Raw genomic sequence first — 23,442 nt, 5'->3', positions numbered from 1 at the left:
GATGAGAAGTATTACTTCGCAAGGGGGAGATTAAAGTATTTGATATTGTTTAAAAAAGACCCTACATTGATGTAGGGTTTTTTTGAGTTGGGAATATGAAGTTTACTAAAGAAATAAAAGTTCAATTAGAAAGAATATTTCAAGATTTCAAATTAACAGATCCTTCATCTGAAACTAAATTAGATGAAAAAACAGTAATATCTATTTCTCGTGAAGATTTTCCAGTAGAGTCTATACTCTTATTTACTCTTCATAAAATATGTGGATTTAGAACAATATCCAGATGGGATAAAATGCATTGGGGGATAATTTTTGAATATAAAGGTGCAGTAAATTTAATTAGCTCTCACAAATTTGGTTTAAGATTGTATAGTGAACGAATAGCAGATGTTGAGGCTATTCAGAAAGAATTAATTAATAAATTAAAGAAAAATATTAAGTTTATTGAAAAGAATATTTTGAATCAGTATGCAGAAAATCAAGTTGCATTAAATAATTTTACAATTCCAAATCTTTTCCATAAATTAAGTGGTCAATATTATTATTTTCGCGACCAATCTAAAAAAAATTTTAAAAAAGAAATTGATAACGTTATTAAGAATAAAGACTTTTCTAGCATGTTGAATACATTTTTTGCTAAAAGAGATTTAGAGCAGTACGCAGTGTATAACTCCTTGGCAATGATTGATTCATATTTTAGTCGGTTAGAACATATTTTAGTGCTTGCATTGCCTTTTTCAGAAAATAAGAAGGAATATGATATTAAGAAATTTATTGGTGAGTTTTGGTCTAAAAAATACAGTGAAGTTTTTGACTTAAGTAATCCAAATAGTAAAAGAATACATGATGAACTCACTTTAATTAAAGAGAAGTATAGGAATACTTTTGCTCATGGTGGTTTTGAAAAGAAAGGGCAATCATTTCATTTTCATTTAGAAAATTATGGAGTAGTTCCTGCGACAATGTCAGATTATAAAGATAGTGTTCACTTTAACTTTATACCGCTGAATGAAAGTGAATTTGAAAATATTTGTCTTTTTTTTGATGAAGTAGATAATTTTTTTAAAGAAAACTTAGAGGTTGCATGGATGTTTTGTAATAGTGGCTTAGATCTAGTAATGGATGATAAATCGCTCTCACAACTGCTAAAGAAAGCAGAGGATATAGATGTTTTTGGAGACTGGCTAGATAGTGAGAATGAGCACTTATGTAATTATATCAATGCTAATTATTAACATTAAAAACTCACACTGATTTTTACAAGATATTTATATTTTTGATTGAAAAACACTCAATAAATACCTATCATAAGGTATATATCAAAACTGCTGGAGTAGTGCTATGACTACCGCAAAAGTTTTTATGACAGGACGCAGTCAAGCCATTCGCTTACCCAAAGAATTTCGTTTTGAAGGCAAAGAAGTAGAAATCTTCCGCCGAGGTGACGAAGTCATATTGCGAGAAAAACCAGTCACAGCAGATCAACTATTTAAAGTTTTGGCACAAATGCCAGACGACTTTTATGCAGAAACAAGAGTGGATGAACCACCGCAAGAACGAGAAGAGTTCTAATGCCAACACAATATTTATTAGATACCAATATTTGTATTTATATCACCAAGCATCAACCCGAAATTGTCCGTCAGCATTTTGAAAAACATTTACCTGACGGCAATATTTTTATTTCAGTGATTACTTTGGGGGAACTTCGCTTTGGTGCGGAAAAAAGCCAATGGAAAGACAAAGCTTTCAAAGTGATTGATGAATTAACTTCAATCATTCCTGTTATAGAGTTAGATGAACACACCGCCGTACACTATGCTCAAATTCGAAAACAGTTAGCGCTTCAGGGGCAAATAATTGGCAATAACGATTTATGGCTAGCTGCTCATGCACGATCAAATAATTGGGTCATGGTCACAAACAATGAAAAAGAATTTCTGCGTGTAGACGAACTGCAAGTAGAAAACTGGCTCAGCAAATCTCTGTAAACCCACCAAAATTTCCACACGAAATTATGCTTTGCCTAAATGCCATTATCAATTGTCGAAATGACCAATAGACATTCATCACAAGAGAGTTATACTGGATCTACCATTTCTAAAAACACATGGAGAACAAAAATGGTTACTGCTGGTCAAAAACCCGGAACAGGCTTCTATTTTTGTGTTCAATGCGGACACCGCGTCTACTTAGAAATTGGTACTGATCGTTTACCACCGTGTACCAAATGCCAAGGCAATCAATTTAACAATAAGAATGCCTAAGCTGCAAAACACTAACAGTTATCCGCTGTTTAGAAAGAAAAGCCCTATCACTCGATAGGGCTTTTTGCTAACGTATAACACAGCATATATAAAAACAAATTGTACGTTTGACCATTCGGAGAAGCCCATGGAAACAATATTAGGACTGTGTATTGGTATTGGCTTAAGTGCTGCCTGTGGTTTCCGTGTCTTTGTACCTTTATTGGTGATGAGTGTTGCTTCCATTTTAGGACTATTCGAACCGATGAAAGGATTCGAATGGTTGTCTATGCCTGCGGTTTGTATTGGCTTAGCAATTGCGACGGTTTGTGAAATTGCAGCTTACTATATTCCTTGGGTAGATAATGCGCTCGACACCATTTCAACACCTGCAGCCATGATTGCAGGGACCATTGCCACAATGGCAGTCAGCTCAGGTGAAATGTCACAGTTTGCCAGTTGGGCTGCAGCAATTATCGTGGGTGGTGGTACAGCAACAGCAGTGCAAATGAGTACTGTCGCTGCGCGTGGTGTATCTACCGCAACCACAGGTGGCGTTGCAAACCCCATCTTATCTACAGGAGAATGGATTGGTGCTGCAGTCTTGTCAATATTGGCCTTTTTAGTCCCATTTTTCGTGGTGATCTTAGTGATTGCAATCGTGATCTGGTTGGTTCGCCGCATTCGTCAGAAACGAACTGTACAGGTCGACACCCCTTTATAAACCAATCAACATTTCACTCTAAAATGAATCCATCTTTTAGAGTGAATGATCTGCATTTTGTTTAATAAATATAGAAATAAAAATCCGAAACCGAGTTTTTCAGCGTTTGATAAAGATTATAAAAATTATAAGAAGTGATACAAAAAAATGAACAATCAGAGGAATTTAAAAGGTTTGGGCGGGTGGCTTATTGTGTTGGGGATAAAAATTGTCCTATCACTACTATTGCTTTCATTTGATATTTATAGCCTATATCAACTTTTTCAAAATGAGGCGTTAAGTCAAATAAGTGATCAAAAATCGGAACTTTATTATCCAACTCTGATGTATTTACTCTATATAGAAAGCATCTTAAATATTGTATTTTTCTTACTTTCAGTTTGTGCTGTCTACTTATTTTTTAGTAAGCATCTTTACTTTCCAACATTCTATATTGCGTTTATGGCAAGTTTTTTATTGGTACAGTTATGTGATAGTGCCATTTTGAGTGTGCTATTCACCGATAAAAATGCATTTGATACAGAGACCATCATGCAGTTAGCGACGAGTACTATGGGTTGTCTGATTTGGACGCCGTATTTGTTGATGTCAGTTCGAGTGAAAAATACCTTTACTCAACATTCCAAGCACTCGGCTTAAGCGAAAAAAATCTTTAAATACCGATTGATTTTTGAACAATAAAGGCATAATTTTAGTATGTAATTATAAATCACATAATTTTTATATGGATTTATTAATCTTTGAATTTTATAAAAAATAATGAGGGGAATGGTAGATGATTAAATTTATAGTCGATGAAAATGCCTTAATGAATGGCTCACATTTAATTCACAATGGTACGCAAGGATGCGTAGACATGCCGCAGTTTGACCAGCAAATATTGATTGGTTATTTTGCCAATTTCGAACTCGCTTATAAGCGTGCACGAATGAGCTGGCCAACAGAAAAAGTTGTTGGTTGCGATAAATGCTGTAGTCAAAGCTAGAAATTCAACATGCATTAACTTTGAAATAACGCTGTATATCCAAGAAAAATGGCGCAGAAATTGCTAACTAAAACAGGTAATCGCGTTATTAATAGGATATACAGCATGACCAAAGAAACCATCCGCTCTACAAAATATCCAGCACAGGCACATGCCTATGCAGCATGGCCTTTGATCCTGATTATCATTGGTGGTGCGATTGGACTGGTATATGCCGTGATTGCTTATTTGATCAATCTTAAAATATATGCATCAGACCTCAGTCGAATGAATAAAATTTTGGCCAATTTACTTTGTGGTATGGCGGCATATAGTGGTTGGTGGTTTAGCGCACAGTGGGTACAAAGCTATTTAGCTCAATGACCAATCATGCGTTGAATAGATCATCCATTAAATAGCTGATGTTACACACTTAAAAGTAGTTTTGCATTTTTAAAATGATTTTTAATTCTATTCGACGGCATCTTATATCTAGGGATTGAATAAAGGGATTAGTCTTCGGCTGGAAGTACTTTTGTTTAGGTAAAATGAGAAGCGTGCTTCGTAAGGAAACCATCTTGCGGAGCATTGCTCCTCACCGCAAAACTCGCTCATTACCGTCAAATTATTCACAGTATCGCAAAAACATTTTTGATTAAAAGTAGCTCTTTCTCAAACACTTGCGGATGACGTTAGCGCGTATCGTTCATTTATTTGAATCAAATTGCGCTTTTGATGTTACTGCGTAACATCAGTTCAATAAGTAGAACAAAGATAGATCTAGATCATTAGTTACTCATTGAGCGGTGTTTTGTGAGTCATAATCAATGTAGATAATTGAACCGGAGGGGGAATGTTCAGCGGCGATATATTTTTAAATTTGACGCTGTGTTTGGACGTTTTGTCTGTTGTAAAAGAAAATTTTCTTATAATTGGGCAAATCTGCAGATAAAAAACGCTGAAATGAGCTGAAAAGATAAAATATCCTGCTAAACCTAAAATGGCTGAAAAAATTTGCTGAATTTGCAGAAAATTAGAAAAACTTAGGAAATTAATCCCGATCCTCTTTGGTTAAAGTATATCTCAAGGGTGTGATAGAGATTGAAAAGAGTAGCATGCTGTCAGTGGTGCAAAACACGTGTACAGTACTCACCCAAAAGGTCTCGATTCAGCTTAGGACGCTATAAACCAGAAGTTTATAGGCTATAAGATCATGACTTACAAAGTGATGATAGTTGAAGTAAACAATATTGTTTTCTCTTATACCACCCCAAAAATTTAAACCAAAATAAAAAAGAATAATGAATCATTACTCCTTTAATCCGCATAAAACAAACGACACCAGTTTAGTCAACATAAGCTTAAAGATCATCAGGCATCTCCGGTAAAAATAGTCCTAAGCCAAGTGTTAAATCTGAAGGAATTTCATTTTCGTCACATTTTCATCACATTTTCATCACATTGAATAGCCTCTGTGCTTTTTGCTACTTTTTTCAAGCACACCTCAATTTTCAAATCTCGCTGTGGTATGCATTATTGACTCTTAATCCAGTTGGAGAACTCATTTCAATACAAGTTCTCATTGGTTAAAAGTCCTGTCTAGAATTCAAATGATCCCGATGGTTTGAGTGTTAAGCTATGGCGAAAATTCTCGGTAAAAGTCATTTATCAGATGGAAAAAATGCTAAAACATGATACAAGAAGAAAATATTTTCAATATATCTTTAAATGTGAAAAATATTTTTAAAATAAGTCAAAAATAGTAATTTTCAGGGAAACAATCCCTCATCGATACCACTACTATATATCTCAAGGGTGTGATAGAGATTGAAAAGAGTAGCATGCTGTCAGTGGTGCAAAACACGTGTACAGTACTCACCCAAAAGGTCTCGATTCAGCTTAGGACGCTATAAACCAGAAGTTTATAGGCTATAAGATCATGACTTACAAAGTGATGATAGTTGAAGTAAACAATACTGTTTTCTCTTACACCCTAAAAAATTTTTAAGAATTAAATCGAATAATAAATCCTTCCATCTTTTTCAAAATTCCAAACTTCGCATTCATTCCAGACAAACTTTGATCACTGCTGATGTAATAAATATCACGCAGAACAACTCAAACTTAATCTAAGCTTCGGATTGTCCTTTTTCACAAAGTTGTTATGCTTAACTATCTAAATTTTAAATAATTTTATTATGGGTTATCTTGATCAATTGATACAGGATTGTCTGCAGGCACAGCAGACTAAAGCTGAGCGTATATTTGAGTTTTCAAGTTTTGATGATCTTGCTCTACACGCACATTATATTTATGTGATACAGCAAGTTGGTGGCGATATACAGCAGACATATCAGGACTATGCTGCATTTAAGGCATTGAAAACCCATGCTTGCGCCAAGTTAAATCAACCCAATCACATTCTGTATGTCGGATCATCACGGACAGGTATAAAGAACCGTTTAAAACAACATCTAGGTCTTGGGCCTAAACAAACTTATGCCTTGCATTTGTCGCAGTGGTTTCAGGGCAAATATCGCATCACACTACATCAGTATCCTTTAACCACGAGTGCAAGCATCTTACAGTTACTGGAGGATGATTTGTCTCATTCATTAGCACCAGCCTTTGGTAAATTGGGGAGCAATAATCGTTAGGGTTAGACCTGATCAGTTAAAGTCGATTGACAGCGAATTAGTCAGTTGTTATTTTGCCGACATTCTCCCAGTACACAGTCTATCCATGCCTTTAGATCCCAACTTTGTCTATGCGCCGCCTCAAGGTCCTCTACGTATTTTGTATGAAGATGCAGACTTGGTTGTCATCGAAAAACCGGCGGAATTGCTGTCGGTTCCGGGACGTTTGCCTGAGCATCATGACAGTGCCTATCTTCGTGTTTTGGAGCAGTATCCTGCTGCAAAAATTACCCATCGTTTAGACATGGCAACATCAGGCATTTTGATGTTTGCGAAACACCGCGATGCAGAAGTGGCAGTGAGTAAAATGTTCCAAGCGAGGACGGTTCAAAAGCAATATGTGGCTTTGGTTCAAGGCAAACTTGAAGGTGAGGGCAGTGTTGAAGTGCCCCTCATTACGGACTGGGAAAATCGCCCACGACAGATGGTGCATTTTGAATTGGGCAAACCCTCAAAAACCTTGTATCAAGCCATTAGCTATGACGCAAGCAAGGATATTAGCAGAGTATTATTAACGCCAGTGACAGGGCGTTCTCATCAGCTACGTGTACACATGATGCATATTGGGCACCCCATTACAGGGGATCAACTGTATCATCCGAATGCAAAACACAGCTCACTCGGACGGATGGCGTTACATGCTTGCGATCTGGCATTTACCCAGCCCTTAACCCAACAAGCTGTTCATATTCATTGTGCGGCAGAATTTTAAAGCATATTCATGTGAATACTCATTGTTCATAAAATCTGCTGTGTTGAATTGAAATCTTTATGCAGCTTAGCAAGCTAAGAATAATTACAGCCTTAAATAGATTTTTCTGCTTAAAAATAAATCATGATATACATCATATCCCCAATTCTGGGGATATATAAAGGATTTAAATATCTCTATAAAGTGTGTGAGATATTTACAAAGATTAATATTAAGTTGCTTTGTATTATTTGGTAAATAAACACTATTCTTAAAGTTTTAATATATTTTCTAAAGAATATTGATTGATATTTTTTAATATGAAAATTTTTTATTAAATTGATTTAAAACAGTGTTTTAGTTAAATTGTGTGCAAGTGTGTATTTGGTCAGATAAATACGGTTTTTTGCATTTGTTCTGCTAATATGAAATGAATTATAGATTTTAACTTTTGTAACTTAGGTTTGTTTTGGGGAATAAACTTAAATTATTGAAGCTTATTTTGAGGATTAGCAAATGATCAATATTGCTTTAATCGTCCTTATCATCCTATTAATTGTGGCTCTCCTTTTTGTTTATAACCGCAAATTGAAAAATGATAAAACCCTACGTTCACTGCAGGAAAACTTCGATCGTGCGCGGTTAAAACTGGCTGAAACAGAGTCGCAGCAAGATGAACTAAATTATGAAATCAGTCAATTACGCATTCAAAACAGTGGCTTAAAAATCCAAGTCGATAAAGTAGCGAAATATCAACATATTGTGGATATTGAACAATATGTTGAGTATCGAACTTTACAGGCTGATGGTTTGGTGGAAGTCACCAAAGCCAATGCCGATATCATGTTGAATGATATTCGCGCACAGATCGAACAAGTGCGTCAGTATTTGAGCAAATATCAAGAAAAAGCTAAATCACAAATACAGGAACAAGCCCGTGCCGAGTTAAAGGGTTTATATACTCAAGCGCTGGATCAGCAGCATTTGGAAAACATCAACCGTGCTTTGGACAACAAAATACGGGGCTATCAGTCAGCATTCTTTTTACCTTTACAGAGTATTTTAGATCAGCTGATGGATGGCATGAATGAATCTGCGGCAAAGCAAAATTTGACTGCGGTACGTTGCAAAATGATTGATGCAATGGAGCAACAATCGACTGCAAAATGTAATTATGTTGATGAAGAACGTCGTTTGGCTGCGATGCAATTATTTACATTGGTGCTTAATAGTCGTGCTGATTTGTATTTAGCCCAATTAAATACCAAAAACTTAGGTGAGCTATTGCAGGCTTTGGCGGATGATTTCACCTTGCTCAATGCGCATGGTGTACATTTTAGTCAGGCACGGGTACTCGACAGTTATCTACAATTACGCTTAGAAGAATTGAAAATGGCAGCTTTGGTTTTACATCTTAAAGAAACTCAGGCCCACATGGATGTTGTGGTTTAATTTGAATTGTTATCAGAAAGATCACTTCGGCGGTCTATTTCTGATTAAAGAGATTTAGCTAATGCAAATTGCAACAATTATCCGTTAATCTAAGTCAACAGAATAAAATTCATAAACGATAAGGGAAAGTACAATGACTCGTGATTTTAAACAATTTCCAGATGATGATAATGGCAATGTGCTGTGGCAGATGCAGCAAGATGGTGATGATTTATCTGTGCCGCACGAAATCGAATATTCAATTGCCTTTTCCAACGAAGCGCAGGCTGAACAGTGTGCATTGTATTTATTGAAAGAAGAGCAAAAAATTTCGTTGTTCCAAGATGAAGAATCAGATCGCATGGAATGGATTATCACGGTCTATGTCTACATGGAACCTGATTATGAAGATATCGTTGATTTAGAGCAATGGTTTATTAAAATTGCGGAACAACATTCGGGCGAATATGACGGCTGGGGTTGTATGGCTTATATCTATGAAGATGATGATCTGGATGAAGATGAAGCACAATTGAGCTAAGTCTCACTATTGCATCTTTAGCAACAAGAACCCAGTGATTCAACTGGGTTTTTATTTTTTAAATTGTAGGGATGTTGGGTTAAGTATTTATTTTTAAACAGTTTAAATTTAAGTTAATATGAATGCAGCTCACAAAACATAACACGGCATTGCGTTAAAGTGATGGGATCAATCTGTAGGATTCGCTATAGTATTGAACAGCAATGACCTTTCTCGCACGTCTCAAAGCTGTTTCATTTAGAACGTTTCAGTATGATAAAAATTGACGATAAAGCGAGGGTGAATGCATGTGGATGATTCAGTGAAAACAATGACAAAAGGACATCATCATGAGCAATACTGTTCGATTACATCGTGTTTTTAGTGCGCCTGTAGAGCGCGTTTATCGTGCCTTTGTGGAGCCAGATGCTTTAGTTAAATGGATGGCACCGCATGGATTTACTGCCCATGTGGAACATTCTGATGTGCGTGTAGGTGGCTCGTACCGCATGTCGTTTCAAAATTTTTCAACGGGAACCACACACGCTTTCCATGGTGATTATCATGAAGTCGTGCCGAATCATTTACTGCGCTATACAGACCAATTTGATATGCCAGAGTTGGCCGGTGAAATCGAAGTCACTGTTGAGTTTAAAGCGGTCTCAGTCGGAACCGAAGTGACGATTGTACAGGCAGGGTTGCCGAGCGTTATTCCACCAGATGCCTGTTATTTGGGTTGGCAGGAGTCTTTACAGTTGCTGGCTTTTTTAGTGAATCCAGCGTTCCCCGATGAATAATTTGAAGAATGATCGAAAACTATAAATAGGCGAAGGAGGGCTTAATGACTGTACACATTAAACGTATTTATGATGAGATCAGTCCAGATGACGGGAAACGCATATTAGTCGATCGCTTGTGGCCGCGAGGTATCAGTAAAGTGAGCGCAGAGCTAGATTTGTGGCCGAAGGCATTGACGCCATCGACAGATTTACGTAGTTGGTATCATCAAGACGAGGCAATGGCTTCTCGTTGGGACGAATTTAAACAGCGCTATTTGCAAGAAATACAACCCAATCAAGCCGAGTTAGAACAACTGCGCGCATGGGAAAAAGAGGAGCCCCTGACCTTACTCACAGCGGCCAAACATATGGATAAAAATCATGCGCATATCTTAAAAGCTTTAATATTAAATACCTCATTAGAGATCTAAAATTTAAACCTTCAAGTGCTGTAGCGTTGTGAAATTTACGACCTTCACAAGGTGATTAAACCATACGAAATTTATGGTTTTTAAGTTTATGAAATACATAAAAATGTTATATTAAGTTTCTGTGGATTTTTACATCCATCTTTTTTTGAGGTCTTGTATGTCTTTACCCAATTGTCCCCAATGTAATTCTGAATATACCTATAATGATGGCGATTTACTGATTTGTCCTGAATGTTCACATGAATGGCGTGAAGGCGAAAGCGCTGCAGATGAACAGGTGCTGATTAAAGACGCCAATGGCAATGTATTGACCGATGGTGACACGGTTACTGTGGTGAAAGACCTTAAAATTAAAGGCTCATCCTCAGTGGTGAAAGTTGGCACCAAAGTTAAAAATATCCGTCTTTTAGCCGATGCAACAGATGGTCATGACATTGATTGTAAAATTGATGGTATTGGGGCTATGAAACTCAAATCTGAATACGTGAAAAAAGTTTAAGTTTCGTTTTTGTTCGCTTTAAAGCAATCTTCAATCATCCTAAGCGAAGGCCACACTTGGCTTGGGATGTCTACTTAAAGATGAAATAGATAACTAATCCGCTATAGATTTTATTTTTCAGCCTGCATAATAGACGCATTACGGGTTTGAAATGTCTTTACTATGCCGCATATTCATTTGGAATATTCCAATAACCTTGAGCTTGAGGCTCGTCCTTTACTTAAAGCGCTAAACACTGCCTTATTTGAATCGGGTCATGTTAGTGCCATCAATGATATTAAAAGCCGCGCTGTCGCTCAGCAAGATTTTGTTGTGGGTTTGGATGAACATGCTCAACATGCGTATATGCATGCCAAAGTTTCATTATTGACGGGTAGAACGGTCGAAGTGCAAAAGCAAATTTCATTGTTACTATTGGACGTGTTGAAACAACATGTCACAGCTCCAGCAATAGAAGTGCAACTTTGTGTGGAAATATTAGAAATGAATAAAGCGACGTATTCAAAGCAGATCCTCAGTCCTTAAGGCCTTTATTCAATGCGTTGAGTAATGCGCCTCTATTCACAAATACATCATGATGAAAGAATGATGAAATCCGACTTCGGTCGGATTATTTTTTATTGGAATTATTTATTGAAAATCATTTTCTTAGTGATTAAATTTTAAGCCTTGACACTGATCAAAAAAGACATTGAAAAATGTGACCGAGTTCATTTATATTCTGTAGATCAGGTTGAATTTCCAACAACAAATCCTGATCGAATAATAGATAAAACAATGAAAATGATGGGGTAACATATGTCGGAATGGTACCAGATCACTCATTCTAATGATCAGCAGTTTCGTTTTCTATTAAAAGCATGGAACGGTGAAATCATTTTAACGAGTGAATTATATAAAGTGTAAGCATCATCACAAAATGGGATTGAGTCTGTACAAAACAACAGTGCAGATGATAGTCGCTTTGAACGACGGAATGTTAATAATGGTAAACCATATTTCAATCTGAAAGCGGCAAACCATCATATTATTGGGATCAGCCAATTTTATGCCAGTGAGCAATCGCGCGATAAAGGCATTTAGTCAGTTAAAACCCATGGTGCGAATACCCAAATTAGAGAATTAACAGCTTAAATTTGAAACAACCTGATTAAGACAGCCAAAGCGAGATGAACAAACCTGAAGGCTCGTCAAAATCACAAGATCAAAAGCTATATGGTTCTCAGATAAGCGCTGTTATGTTGGATGCTATTCAATCTAGATCAGGCTTATTTAACCGTACAAGGAAGTACCACAACTTCACTGGCTAGAGTGGTGAACGATGAATAAGCAGAATCATATTTTGTATTATGGGCTCATTGCGATCTTGATCATCGTCTTGGGTTGGATGATTGCGTCTCCGTATTGGGTGCTGTACCAAATACGTCAAGCCTATGAGCACAATCAACCTGAAAAAATTGCTCAATATATCGATTTTGCGGCAGTCAAATCGAGTCTAAAACCACAAGTTAAAGACCTCATTCAACAGAAAACTGGGCTACAGCATTTACCCGAATTCGCTCAGTCGTGGGGTGGGCAGCTCAGCACAGTCCTCAGTGCAACGCTGGTCGACAGTCTGGTCAATCCAAACAGTATCATGCTGCTTTTACAAGGCAAAGCATTAAAAGAGTCGATCCAATTACCAGAAATAACCCAACTAACCAATCCGAGCATGATTAGCTCAGGGATTGAACTATTCACTCATGCTGAAAATAAGGTCGCAGAACAACCTCATACATCAACATCATCCAAAAAGGATGCAACTCCAACTACTGTCGCTTTAAAACAAAGCCAGTCCCTTGAACCCAAAGCAAGCTATAGTGCTTGGAATCGATTTGATCTGTATGTGCCGCTCCAAGGCCTTAGCGAAGCAACATATACCGTATTTAGTATGCAACGCCGAGGTTGGAGCTGGAAGATCGTTGAAATTCAACTTCCAAATGCCTCACAGAATAATGCTTCATAAAAAATAAAAGAAATAGGTGCCAGAGATGCAAGATAAAATCAAAATAGTCGGTGACCAACAGGCCGCTGACGAAATTCTGCAATTTTTAGCCAATTGGGATGAGGTTATCTGCCAATTGAAAATTGAGAATATTGCTGAATCCTGCGCAGCAGATGTGAACTTTTTTGATGCCAGTTGTGAAATGCGCGGCTTAATGGCATATCAAAAAATGTGGGAATTTTATCGGGAGTATTTTCGTGAAGGTTTAAAGGTGTTTAGGCGGGAACTGGTCATCCATGCAGAACCTGATATTGCCTTTCTGCACTGTTATTCCAAAATTGATGATAAGAGTGGGATACCAACGCCAGGGATCTCGTGGTGTCGTAACACCATTGGGATGAAAAAAACGCAGTCTCTATGGAAGATCGTTCATCAACATATTTCTGTTCCAGTGGATATTGTGACTCATCAAAGTAAAGTAATTATCTTTTAATTCATCTCAAAACACAGTATGAAAACAGAGCCATGTCGCTCTGTTTTTTTTCTTTGCAAATCATTACATGAAATGCGTATGCAGTTCTAAAACTTCAGCCTAAATTAAAAAATAATGACCATCGTTCAGGATAAGAAAATGGATCATAAAAATAATAAATTAGCGCAAGATTTTGAATCATCACCATCAGGTCAAAAGCAAGGCTTACAAGACCTGAACGCCTCGAAGCAAATGCCCCCTGCAGATTTACATAAAGTGATTCGAATCACGGCAGGATTCATCATCGGCAGTTTGCTGATTGCGGCCTTATATCTTGGTAAAGATATTTTTATTCCATTGGCACTCGCAATCTTATTGGCTTTTTTAGTTGACCCTTTGGTGATGAAACTCCGAGGTTGGGGACTACCACAGATGCCATCGATATTTATTGTGGTCGGTTTGGCTTTGGCGATTTTGTCCGGCGCGGCCTCTTATTTGGGTTATCAACTGGGGCAATTAAGCCAAGAGTTACCGCAATATCACGGTACGATTCAAAAGAAAATGGATTCTATTCGTCAATTTGCACGCGGCCCGAGTGTTTGGGATGGCGCAAAAACCACCATAGATACTGTTGAAAACTCGATAGATGATGTGGTGCCTGAAGAGAAAAATCCTAAAGTTCAGCAAGTTGAAGTAGTGGGGCAACAACAAACCACGGCTGAAGCGGTCATGGCTTGGAGCGAGCGGGTGCTCAATCCTTTGGCAACAGCGGGTATTGTATTTTTGTTTGTGATTCTGATTTTGGTCAATCGGAAAGATTTGCATGACCGTTTCCTTAAGCTGCTTGGCGGCAATTTAAATATCGGAACAGACGCACTAGATGAAGCCGCCAATCGTATCGGTAAATATTTACGTATGCAGCTGATGGTCAATGTGACCTACGGTATTCCGATGGCCTTGGGACTTTGGTTTATTGGGGTGCCGGCAGCAATTATGTGGGGAATGGTGGCGATAGTGATGCGCTTTGTTCCCTATGTCGGCCCAATGATTTCTGCGATTTTCCCCATTGCATTGGCTTTTGCGGTAGATCCCACATGGAATATGGTGCTATGGACAGTGGGTTTAATTTTGCTCTTGGAATTGGTCAGTAATAATATTATTGAGCCTTGGTTATATGGGGAAAGTACCGGACTTTCAACCTTAGCCATTATTATTGCCGCCATGTTTTGGACGGCTGTGTGGGGGCCAATTGGTTTAATTTTATCGACGCCTTTAACCGCATGTTTATTGGTGCTTTCGAGCTATGTACCATCCTTAGGTTTTATTAAAACCCTGATCGGTAGTACACCTGCATTGGCACCGCATGAGCGCTTCTATCAGAGATTAGTTGCTGATGATGTGCAAGATGCCGTGGATGTCGCACAAAATTTTATTGCTGAAAAGTTACCGAAGGAGGCGAAGGATGAAATCAAGGCACGTCGGGTTAATGCGTTTTATGCCAAAGTCGCGATTCCAGCCATACGGATTTTTTCGAGAGGCCACAACACCGAGGCCAGTGCTGAACATCGACTACGTTTACATCAGGGATTAAAACTGTTTAATCATAGTTTTCAACGGGCATATCCAGTGGCACAGCAGGATCAGAAAACTGAGGTTTTATATATCGGCGCACGTTGGGAAATTGATGTTCAAGTATCTGCTATGTTGGCGCATGGGCTAAGTTTAAGCGGTATTCCGGCACAGGCATTTAGCGACGTACTGATACAAAATCAGCATCAAAGTATAGATGATATCCAAGCAGATATTCAGATCGTCTGTATTTCGATTTTCCATACGGCACCCGAAGCTCAAATTCGCCTACTAAGCCATGTTTTTAAGGCACAGTTTCCGGATAAAAAACTGATTTTTGCACTCTGGAGCTGTGATGAGATATCCCAATTAGATGCGATCAAAGAAAATTTCACCGTCGATGCAGTGGTCAATAATATGAATGACTTGTTATTAACCATTGAAGCTTTTCAATTGAAGCAGGGTGAATCTTGGTTGGATGAGCCTGATCCTAGTGTTGAAGCGCAGCGCTTAAAAGCATTAGAAGAACTGAATGTTTTGGATGAGCGGAATTTACCGATTTATGAACAATATATTGAAGAAGCCCGACAAGCCTTCGATGTGAAATATGCACAAATTTCTTGGGTCAAGCAAGACTGGGTCTATACTCCAGGTAGCCCTTTGGCTGAGGCTACTGAGCAACCGATGCAGGTGCGCCAGTCGAAGCAAGACTCGATCTGTAGCCATTTGGTCTATCAAAATGAACGCTTGATTATTGAAGACTTACAACGTGACCCACGCTTTGCGCATTTACCTGAATTGATGCATAACCGCATTCGCTTTTATGCAGGCGTTGCACTTAGAGACCGTAATGGGGTGGCCTTGGGAAGTTTTTGTGTTTTAGATCGGCAGCCGAATCAAATGACCGATGATGATATGAGTCTTTTAAAAGACCTAGCGGCAGATTTGATGAATACGCTCAGTGATGAAAATGCGAAACGAAAAAAATGTGAAGAGATACAGCAACTGAATGATTCATCTCTATAAATTTAAATCATGTAGCAGATTCATTTAAACTGGAGTTTCAGTGAAAAGCATTTTAAGATGGTTCTAATATAATTATTTTGAGCCAAAGACATGAACAAAAATAATGTCATCTGGCAACTTTTATTGGGCTACGTTGCTGCATTGGGTTGTAGTGTGAGTTTTGCTCAAATTCAAGGAAATTATTTTTCACATAAGGATTGGGAAATCGCTTGTGATAATACGGGGACATGTCGCGTTGCAGGTTATCAAGCGGAAGGCAATCAACCCGCTGTTTCTGTGTTATTACAACGTGCCGCGGGCGCTCAAGCGCAAGTCAGCGCACGAGTGAAACTCGATCCTGAAACGTTAAGTGCGGCAAATAAACCACTTCAACTTTACACTTTAGGTAAAAATCAGGGAACTGTGCAGCTTGATGCCAAAACTGCGGAAGGTCAGTTAAGTGCAGCTCAAACTCAAAAACTGATTCAAGCCTTACAAGCCAATCAACCGATTGTGTGGAAAGGCAACAACAAAACATGGTTATTGTCTGTGCAGGGCGCTAGTGCGGTTTTGCTCCGTATGGATGGTTTTCAAAAGCGCATAGGGACAAATTCGGCATTATTGCGTAAAGCCAATAGCAGTTCGGCCAATGTACTCAAACCGAAAAGTATTCCGAAAGTGTATATTCAAAATTATAGTAAGGGCTTACAAACACGGTATGCCGTCAATGCGCCCACAGCCAAACAATTATTTGGATTGATTAAGAAAAAAACCATAGTGGAAGATTGTCCTCAACTCTTTGATGCAAATTTCTTAGATGATGATCGAGTCGTGGTGTTTCCAATCAATGGAAAAAATGCCTTGGTCGAAGTGCCATGTTGGCGTGGGGCATATAACAGTGGTAATGGCTATTGGCTGATGGATCGTAACTTAAAGCAAATCAAACAATCCGTGACCTTTTCTGGTAGTGGGTTTAGTGAAGGACAAATTTTCTCCAACCAACGTGGACGAGGCATTGGTGATTGTCAAAGTAAAGGGGAATGGTCGTGGAACGGTCAGCGCTTTATCCAAACTTATATGGCAAAAACCACACAGTGCAAAGGATTTGCTGGCGGTGCATGGGAAATTCCAACCTTAGTATATTGGGTTCAACTCGACTCTTAATTACAAAAAGCCCTGATATACAGGGCTTTTAAATCATATAAAGTAGTTTTTATCGGCTTAACATGAATAACCAACAATACTAAAAACGTTTCGGAATTTTTTGTCCGCCCACAACAGGTGATTCAGCGATTTTCAACACACCAAATAGCCATGTTTCGGCATGATGAACAGCCGCTTTGAGCTCATCACCTAAGGCTAAACGCCCAGCTATAAAACTCGCCAATGAGCAGCCTGAGCCGTGATATTCCCCATCCAGTCGTGGGCAACGGGTTTCAGAAACTAATTCACCCTGAATGTACAACGAGTTTTGGATATAGTCTGGCGTATTTTCATGCCCACCTTTTACTAATACCGCTTGAGCGCCCATCGCAAAAAGTTTTGCTGTAGCTTTAGATATGTCGTCTTCACCTGTGAGTGCGCGTAATTCTACGGTATTAGGTGTAAGTACAGTGGCAAGCGGAATCAATTCCGCAAAGGCTTTGACCAAAGTTGCTTGATCGCCCAAAGAACCACCACTATTGGCAACTAAAACGGGGTCGAGAACATAATGATATTCGGGATGTTCACGTAAAAACTCAGCGAGAGCCGCGATATTTTCAGTCGTTCCTAACATTCCTGATTTTACACAGCGAATAGGGAGGTCACCGACGACAGCATGTGCTTGAGCCAACAATAACTCGCGAGAGGTTGCTTCAAACGAATACACTTGTTGTGAGTTTTGAACGGTTAATGCTGTACACGCAATGGCAGCATGTGCACCACTTTGACCAATGGCTTCAATGTCCGCTTGCAGTCCTGCACCACCTGAAGGGTCAAGACCTGAAAAGCACAGTACAGTAGGGCGCACAATGATGTCCTTATTACACAAAATTTACGATAGTATAGGCAACTTTGAGCGAACACTCGATAGTATTTTTGCAGAAGTGAATGGATAAGGTAAAAGCTGTGATTAAGAATATATTGATCGATCTCGATGGAACATTAACAGATCCAAAAGTAGGCATTACCACTTCAGCACGCTATGGACTGGCGAAAATTGGACATCCCATATCGGATGAGACCAATATCGATTGGATTATTGGGCCGCCTTTAAAAGCCTCTTTGGCAAAAATCCTCAATGTCGATGTGCATAATGTACTTGCAGATCAGGCTTTACTAGGTTATCGCGAGCGCTTTGCCGTTACCGGTTTATTTGAAAATAAAGTCTATCCTGCCGTTGCCGAAACTCTAGCAACTTTACAACAGCAAGGCTTTCACTTGTACGTCGCTACAGCAAAGCCGACGGTCTATGCCCGCCAAATTTTAGAACATTTTGATTTAGCTCAATATTTTACTATGATCTATGGCAGTGAACTAAATGGCGAGCGCACCAACAAAGGCGATTTAATTGAATACATTTTGCAGCAAGAACAGTTGGATGCGAAGGAATGTGTGATGGTGGGAGACCGTGAGTACGATATTTTAGGCGCACGCCGTAATACTGTGCCGAGTATTGCTGTGAGCTATGGTTATGGTAGCGCAGAAGAAATTCAAACGGCTGCACCGGCTTTGGTGATTGATCGTTTTAACGATTTGATTTCGAGTATTGAGCAATTGCAGCAGCAGAAAGTATCGTAGTTTGATTTACCCTTGCGAATGAAGCTGATTATTTAAAGATAATCAGCAAAATGAGCAAGATCACCCCACAGAAAAACCATTTGAGCAAAGGAGACTCATCATTTTGGATGGTTTCTGCTTCGAGTGCGATGCCATGTTTATAGTAGACAAATACAAAATGTGCATTTGCGCTTAGTGCCATTTCTTGAATGGCTCGTAGCTCGAGCGCGCTGACTTCTTCACTTAAGCGTTCTTTTAACTGAATAAAAATAACCGGCTGTCCAAACTCATACCACTTGAAGTGGATCTGTTGTATGAGTTGGTTGAAGCACTGTTCTGCAACATGATAGTTTCGGACAAAACTTCCGCGTTCTATAAACGCCAAAGGGCAGTTTTGTTCAGCTACAATTTGATGATCACGCGTTAAAACTTGCATTTGATCATAATGGATCTGTACCCAAACAGCGTCAGGAAAAGACGCTAATTTTTCTTTTAACATCACTTTTAGGTTTCATTATTGTTTTTAGTGGCTAGCAGTATGTCATTAAAATTTAGAGAAAAATATAGCTGAGATATAAAAAACACATCGATCTATCGAGTTTTTTTTTTAACGTCTTTCGCAGTTTTATTACTTTAAATTTTTACTTCCATAATTGAAATATCTAACGCTTAAGTAGGTTTTTAAAGCCATTATCCTTTTTCTAGAAAACTGTTTCTCATCTGATTTATGTAATCGACCTTGTAACTATTTCAGGCTTTTGAAAAAATTCAGACAGAAAATAATAAAGCTGAATGCTATGTCCAAATCATTTTTATTCCCTAGTCAGTGGCTCAAACCATTGCACCCACGTGATCCACATGAGCATCATCGTGTCGCGACCTCTTTAGAATTGCTTTTTGACTTGATCTTTGTCGTTGCAATCGCAACCGCAGGGCAGCAACTGCATCATGCCATTGTTGAAAATCATTTAGCTCAGGGTTTAACGCTGTATGGCATGGTGTTTTTTGCTTTGTGGTGGGCGTGGATGAACTTTAGTTGGTTTGCCTCGGCATATGATAATGATGATGCGCTCTATCGAATCTTAACTTTCGTACAGATCATTGGCTCTTTGGTCATTGCTGCTGGTATTCCAAGCGCTTTTCAAAAGCAAGATTTTGATGTGATTGTGATTGGCTATGCCATTATGCGTCTCGGCTTAGTTACGCAGTGGTTTCGCGTTGCTAAGCATGATCTGTCCCGTCGGAAAACTGCATTACGTTATGCTTTTGGCATCATACTGGTACAAGTCGGGTGGCTGTTCTTTCATTTTTCGCCGCTGCATTTCACAGTTTATCTTTTCATTTTGCTCGCAATTGCTGAACTGTCTGTGCCAGTTTTTGCAGAGGCTGCAAGCCGTACACCTTGGCATGCGCATCATATTGCTGAGCGATATTCACTGCTTACCATTATTGTTCTAGGCGAATCTATTGTCGGATGCTCGATTGCCATAACCGATGCATTGACGAATCAGCGTTTTAGTACGGAACTGATCTTTCTGATGGTGGGCGGCCTGATGATGATGTTCACCATGTGGTGGTCTTATTTTGATACCAGTATTGCAGAGCGTTTAAATAGCCGCAAAATGGCATTTACTTGGGGGTATGGACATTTCTTTGTCTTTATTAGTATCGCGGCGATTGGTGCAGGTTTAGCTGCCGCAGTCGATGTGGTTTCGCATGAGGCACTGATTAGTTCTGAAAAAGAAAGCTACTTTGTGGCGATCAGCCTCGTGATTTATACGACAAGTTTATATTTACTCCATGAATTGCATCATCAAAGTGGCTTTAGAAAACTTTTATATCCTTTAACCGTGGTGATTGTTTTGTGTATTCCGTTGTTTATCACTCCTGCAGGTTATGCGATATTTGCGATGGCAGTGGTATACGCACTGCGATTGATGTTTACAAAATGCTATTTGGCAAGATAAGTTAATGATATGACATTGATCAATAATTCGTTATATTGCTGATGAAAAAAACGTCCAAGAATCATCAAATAAAGATAAAACATAGAGGATTATATGAAAGGGCAAATACTCGATTTTTCTGTTCAAAATAATACAGGCATCATCAGCGGAGATGATCAGAATCGTTATCAATTTTCTGGAAGCGATTGGAAAGGACAAACTGTTCCTGCTCGTGGACAATTTGTTGATTTTGAGACAAGTGGAATGGGTTACGCAACCGATATTTACTTAGTCGCTGTGCCGAATGCTTTAGGCACGCAATACGGTCAAAAGAGTCGAATTGTTGCTGCACTCTTAGCATTCTTCCTTGGTGGATTTGGTATCCATAAATTCTATTTGGGTCGTATTGGATGGGGGATTGTGTATCTACTATTCTGTTGGACCTTTATTCCATCCATTGTTGCTTTTATTGAATTTATTATTTATCTATGCACTTCAGATGAAGATTTTGCACGTAAATATGGCTAAATTTTTGTGTTAAAAGATAAGGCGCATTGTGCGCCTTATTTTATTGTTGCAGATCTCTAGCGGGTTGACCCCATTGGTTGTTCTCGGCTTTGGTGTCTGTAGCCCACCATATAATCAGTGGGATGATCCCAATGATTGTGAGCATTAAAAGTTGCCACCAACCCGAACGTCCCGTGTCATGTAGTCGACGTGCGCCAACAGCTAAGCTAGGAATGAGTAAAACGATATTGGTAATATTTTCTAGCCAAGGTTCACTGCCAATTACGAAATCGCAAACAGAGGCAAGTATAGTGACCAATATACAAAATAGCCAAAAGAACCAGAACTCTTTACGTCGAGCACGTCCTTCAAATTCAGCAAACTTTTTCAGTGGTTTGAATGACCACGCGAAAAAGTCATAGTTTTCCTCTTCTTCACTGTAGTTTGTTCGCGTATTGGTGGAAAAACTTTGTTGGCGTAATGCAATATAGACTTGAATCGCTTGCCCACTTTCATCCAAAGCAAAATCAACCTGTTCTCCACGTGTAGGTGGTCTTTGACCTCGCCATTCATGACCAGCAAATTGATAGTGTTTTCCATCTTCAGCACTAATCACCCCAGTATTAGTTTGAATCGAAAAATCTAGTATTTGTCCTTTCATATTTTTCCTGAGTTAATGTGCTGTTGATAGTGTGGCTAGATGAACAGTAGCCACGATTTTTTATTTATTTTGCAGGTTGTCCCCATTGGTTTACTTCAGGTTTGGTTTCCGTTGCAAGCCAAATTAGAACCAGAATTGGTCCAACGAGCGGAATCATTTGTATTAACCAATACCAACCAGATTTATTAATATCATGCAAACGGCGTACTGCAACAGAAAGGGAAGGAATAACCATTGCTAAGATGAAAATACCTGTGAATATTCCTCTGGTTCTAAGCACGGAATCTACAATTAGAGTAATAATCATTGCGATAAGATAGACCAATACAAAAAACCAATATTCTTTACGGCGTGCACGTCCAGTAAAGTTGGCATAATTTTTTAGACATTTGACAAACCAATCAATCATGTTGAATTTTGATTCAGCTTGGTCTTGGTTTGAAATTTTATCGAGTTGCTGTGAAATTTGTTGAATAGGATTACTGCTGCCAAGAGCATTGAATACTTGAACAGCTTGACCTTCTGGACTGATATCGAAATCTACATGATCGCCGCGTTTAGGTGAGTTTTGGCCACGCCATTCTGCACCTGTAAACTCATAACGGTTTTGATCATCTCCACTGATAATGCCTGAATTGGTTTGTACTGAATAATCTAAAATCTGACCTTTCATTCTGTCCTCTTTTATTATGTGATTTTTATTAATTGATGTATTTTTATACCGTTTTATATTAGCAGAATATGAATTAAATTAAATGCATAGATTTGCTTGGGTGAATGAAATTCTTCATAAAAAAAGCGGAACACTTGGTTCCGCTTTTGATATTTCGCTGAAACGTTATGCGACACATAAGTTGTCATTGAATGTAATAGAAAATCATATATTTAAGAGGTATCAGTAAGCTCTAATGACAACTTTTGCGACACATAAGCTGTCATTGTTCTAGTTTCGCGACACATAAGGTGTCATTCTTAATTTTTCATATTTTTTAGATCAAGTGCATCTTCATTGATAAGTAATTCAGATAAAGAAAACCCTGTTTCTTTTCTTACGAATTCGTCAGTCACTTTTGGCCCCCATAGCGGGTTAAAATTTTCGTCCATAGTAACTAAACGGCAATCATCTTCAAATTCTCTAAGACCCGTACCAGAAGGATATCTCTCAATCCAAATAACATTTTTAAAAATTTGAGAAATATTCAGATAAATTTTGTTAGGTTCCTTTTTATCTTTTAACAATTTTAGTTTTCTAAGTACTTTTGAAAAAAAATTTTCAACATCATAAGTTTTTGTATATTCTGATAAAATTGGAATTTCAATGTTTGTGATATTGTTGCGTGCTACATCATAAAAAAACTTTTGTGCAATAGTTTCGACAGCATTAGTTACAGACGTTCCATAGTAGTTTTTATACTGTGAGCAAACTATAACTATTTTTGATTCATTAGGCTTTATACCAACTCTTAAATGACAATAACCTGTAGTTGCGCTAAAACCTGGAAAGCTAAAATGTAAATCATTAATCATAATTTTTCCTTGATTCAATATTTATATAGA

General features: G+C 38.4%; 28 protein-coding genes and 1 pseudogene. 24 read left to right on the top strand and 5 right to left on the bottom strand.

Annotation, left to right across the window (positions count from 1 at the left end; all coding sequences use genetic code 11):
* Positions 1 to 95: 95 nt before the first annotated feature.
* The 21 genes and pseudogenes from B1201_RS17145 to B1201_RS03315 all read left to right on the top strand — a co-directional run bounded on the left by B1201_RS17145 (position 96) and on the right by B1201_RS03315 (position 17,175).
* Entirely contained in the window at positions 96 to 1,235 is a 1,140-nt protein-coding gene (locus B1201_RS17145; protein ID WP_228144743.1) for a hypothetical protein, read from the top strand.
* Between the two features lie 106 nt (positions 1,236 to 1,341).
* Positions 1,342 to 1,572 (top strand): antitoxin, encoded by a 231-nt coding sequence (locus tag B1201_RS03410; RefSeq protein WP_078191134.1) that lies wholly within the window; start codon positions 1,342 to 1,344, stop codon positions 1,570 to 1,572.
* A complete protein-coding gene (vapC, locus tag B1201_RS03405) occupies positions 1,572 to 1,991 on the top strand; it encodes a type II toxin-antitoxin system tRNA(fMet)-specific endonuclease VapC (protein ID WP_078192327.1) in 420 nt (139 codons plus the stop codon). The genes B1201_RS03410 and vapC overlap by 1 nt, the downstream gene beginning before the upstream one ends.
* 39 nt (positions 1,992 to 2,030) lie before the next feature.
* On the top strand, positions 2,031 to 2,267 hold the full coding sequence (locus B1201_RS16760) for a zinc ribbon-containing protein (protein ID WP_143221648.1): 237 nt from the start codon (positions 2,031 to 2,033) through the stop codon (positions 2,265 to 2,267).
* 127 nt (positions 2,268 to 2,394) lie between these two features.
* On the top strand, positions 2,395 to 2,970 hold the full coding sequence (locus B1201_RS03395) for a DUF4126 domain-containing protein (protein ID WP_078192326.1): 576 nt from the start codon (positions 2,395 to 2,397) through the stop codon (positions 2,968 to 2,970).
* Between the two features lie 147 nt (positions 2,971 to 3,117).
* The gene (locus tag B1201_RS03390; RefSeq protein WP_078192325.1) at positions 3,118 to 3,609 is read left to right on the top strand and encodes a DUF2569 domain-containing protein; all 492 of its coding nucleotides are present in this window, start codon (positions 3,118 to 3,120) and stop codon (positions 3,607 to 3,609) included.
* Between the two features lie 136 nt (positions 3,610 to 3,745).
* On the top strand, positions 3,746 to 3,955 hold the full coding sequence (locus B1201_RS03385; RefSeq protein WP_078192324.1) for a hypothetical protein: 210 nt from the start codon (positions 3,746 to 3,748) through the stop codon (positions 3,953 to 3,955).
* A 105-nt stretch (positions 3,956 to 4,060) separates the two neighbouring features.
* Positions 4,061 to 4,318 (top strand): hypothetical protein, encoded by a 258-nt coding sequence (locus tag B1201_RS03380; RefSeq protein ID WP_078192323.1) that lies wholly within the window; start codon positions 4,061 to 4,063, stop codon positions 4,316 to 4,318.
* Between the two features lie 1,814 nt (positions 4,319 to 6,132).
* On the top strand, positions 6,133 to 6,591 hold the full coding sequence (locus B1201_RS03375) for a hypothetical protein (protein WP_078192322.1): 459 nt from the start codon (positions 6,133 to 6,135) through the stop codon (positions 6,589 to 6,591).
* Positions 6,592 to 6,676: 85 nt separating this feature from the next.
* Positions 6,677 to 7,342, top strand: coding sequence for a pseudouridine synthase (locus tag B1201_RS03370; protein WP_078192321.1), 666 nt, complete (start codon positions 6,677 to 6,679; stop codon positions 7,340 to 7,342).
* Positions 7,343 to 7,837: 495 nt separating this feature from the next.
* On the top strand, positions 7,838 to 8,773 hold the full coding sequence (locus B1201_RS03365) for a hypothetical protein (RefSeq protein WP_078192320.1): 936 nt from the start codon (positions 7,838 to 7,840) through the stop codon (positions 8,771 to 8,773).
* A gap of 133 nt (positions 8,774 to 8,906) precedes the next feature.
* Complete coding sequence (locus tag B1201_RS03360; protein ID WP_078192319.1) at positions 8,907 to 9,293, top strand: ribonuclease E inhibitor RraB; 387 nt, start codon at positions 8,907 to 8,909, stop codon at positions 9,291 to 9,293.
* Positions 9,294 to 9,622: 329 nt separating this feature from the next.
* A complete protein-coding gene (locus B1201_RS03355; protein ID WP_078192318.1) occupies positions 9,623 to 10,069 on the top strand; it encodes an SRPBCC family protein in 447 nt (148 codons plus the stop codon).
* Between the two features lie 44 nt (positions 10,070 to 10,113).
* On the top strand, positions 10,114 to 10,482 hold the full coding sequence (locus B1201_RS03350) for a DUF488 domain-containing protein (RefSeq protein ID WP_078192317.1): 369 nt from the start codon (positions 10,114 to 10,116) through the stop codon (positions 10,480 to 10,482).
* Between the two features lie 157 nt (positions 10,483 to 10,639).
* Complete coding sequence (locus B1201_RS03345; protein ID WP_078192316.1) at positions 10,640 to 10,981, top strand: zinc ribbon domain-containing protein YjdM; 342 nt, start codon at positions 10,640 to 10,642, stop codon at positions 10,979 to 10,981.
* A gap of 162 nt (positions 10,982 to 11,143) precedes the next feature.
* Positions 11,144 to 11,506 carry a 5-carboxymethyl-2-hydroxymuconate Delta-isomerase gene (locus B1201_RS03340; RefSeq protein ID WP_078192315.1) on the top strand — a complete coding sequence of 121 codons (363 nt, stop codon included), beginning with the start codon at positions 11,144 to 11,146 and terminating at the stop codon, positions 11,504 to 11,506.
* 273 nt (positions 11,507 to 11,779) lie between these two features.
* A pseudogene (locus tag B1201_RS03335) lies at positions 11,780 to 12,064 on the top strand (YegP family protein).
* A 238-nt stretch (positions 12,065 to 12,302) separates the two neighbouring features.
* Entirely contained in the window at positions 12,303 to 12,986 is a 684-nt protein-coding gene (locus B1201_RS03330) for a DUF2939 domain-containing protein (RefSeq protein WP_078192314.1), read from the top strand.
* Between the two features lie 25 nt (positions 12,987 to 13,011).
* A complete protein-coding gene (locus B1201_RS03325; RefSeq protein ID WP_218948040.1) occupies positions 13,012 to 13,458 on the top strand; it encodes a YybH family protein in 447 nt (148 codons plus the stop codon).
* A gap of 138 nt (positions 13,459 to 13,596) precedes the next feature.
* A complete protein-coding gene (locus B1201_RS03320; RefSeq protein WP_228144742.1) occupies positions 13,597 to 16,032 on the top strand; it encodes an AI-2E family transporter in 2,436 nt (811 codons plus the stop codon).
* A gap of 90 nt (positions 16,033 to 16,122) precedes the next feature.
* Entirely contained in the window at positions 16,123 to 17,175 is a 1,053-nt protein-coding gene (locus B1201_RS03315) for a DUF1176 domain-containing protein (protein ID WP_078192313.1), read from the top strand.
* 79 nt (positions 17,176 to 17,254) lie between these two features.
* On the opposite strand, the gene B1201_RS03310 is transcribed toward B1201_RS03315, so the two are convergent.
* A complete protein-coding gene (locus tag B1201_RS03310) occupies positions 17,255 to 18,022 on the bottom strand; it encodes a hydroxymethylpyrimidine/phosphomethylpyrimidine kinase (RefSeq protein WP_078192312.1) in 768 nt (255 codons plus the stop codon).
* Positions 18,023 to 18,120: 98 nt separating this feature from the next.
* Here B1201_RS03310 and B1201_RS03305 point away from each other — a divergent pair, with 98 nt between their 5' ends.
* On the top strand, positions 18,121 to 18,792 hold the full coding sequence (locus B1201_RS03305) for an HAD-IA family hydrolase (protein WP_078192411.1): 672 nt from the start codon (positions 18,121 to 18,123) through the stop codon (positions 18,790 to 18,792).
* A 28-nt stretch (positions 18,793 to 18,820) separates the two neighbouring features.
* On the opposite strand, the gene B1201_RS03300 is transcribed toward B1201_RS03305, so the two are convergent.
* The gene (locus B1201_RS03300; protein WP_171263722.1) at positions 18,821 to 19,273 is read right to left on the bottom strand and encodes a hypothetical protein; all 453 of its coding nucleotides are present in this window, start codon (positions 19,271 to 19,273) and stop codon (positions 18,821 to 18,823) included.
* 295 nt (positions 19,274 to 19,568) lie between these two features.
* Between B1201_RS03300 and B1201_RS03295 the strand changes: the two genes are divergently transcribed.
* Together B1201_RS03295 and B1201_RS17140 are read left to right on the top strand one after the other, a co-directional pair.
* Positions 19,569 to 20,738, top strand: a complete 1,170-nt coding sequence (locus B1201_RS03295) for a low temperature requirement protein A (RefSeq protein ID WP_078191113.1) — start codon at positions 19,569 to 19,571, stop codon at positions 20,736 to 20,738.
* Positions 20,739 to 20,831: 93 nt separating this feature from the next.
* Entirely contained in the window at positions 20,832 to 21,245 is a 414-nt protein-coding gene (locus tag B1201_RS17140) for a TM2 domain-containing protein (protein WP_228144741.1), read from the top strand.
* A gap of 40 nt (positions 21,246 to 21,285) precedes the next feature.
* Here the strand turns inward: B1201_RS17140 and B1201_RS03285 are convergent, their stop codons facing one another.
* From B1201_RS03285 to B1201_RS03275, 3 genes are all read right to left on the bottom strand, one after another.
* On the bottom strand, positions 21,286 to 21,885 hold the full coding sequence (locus B1201_RS03285) for a DUF805 domain-containing protein (RefSeq protein ID WP_078192310.1): 600 nt from the start codon (positions 21,883 to 21,885) through the stop codon (positions 21,286 to 21,288).
* A gap of 64 nt (positions 21,886 to 21,949) precedes the next feature.
* Positions 21,950 to 22,558 carry a DUF805 domain-containing protein gene (locus B1201_RS03280; RefSeq protein WP_078192309.1) on the bottom strand — a complete coding sequence of 203 codons (609 nt, stop codon included), beginning with the start codon at positions 22,556 to 22,558 and terminating at the stop codon, positions 21,950 to 21,952.
* Between the two features lie 299 nt (positions 22,559 to 22,857).
* Positions 22,858 to 23,412, bottom strand: a complete 555-nt coding sequence (locus B1201_RS03275) for a hypothetical protein (RefSeq protein ID WP_078192308.1) — start codon at positions 23,410 to 23,412, stop codon at positions 22,858 to 22,860.
* Positions 23,413 to 23,442: the final 30 nt, after the last annotated feature.

It is taken from the genome of Acinetobacter sp. ANC 5600 (genome assembly GCF_002018395.1).
Classification (GTDB): Bacteria; Pseudomonadota; Gammaproteobacteria; order Pseudomonadales; family Moraxellaceae; genus Acinetobacter; species Acinetobacter amyesii.
Note: the sequence above shows the minus strand (reverse complement) of the source record. Positions and strands in the feature narration are given on the sequence as shown.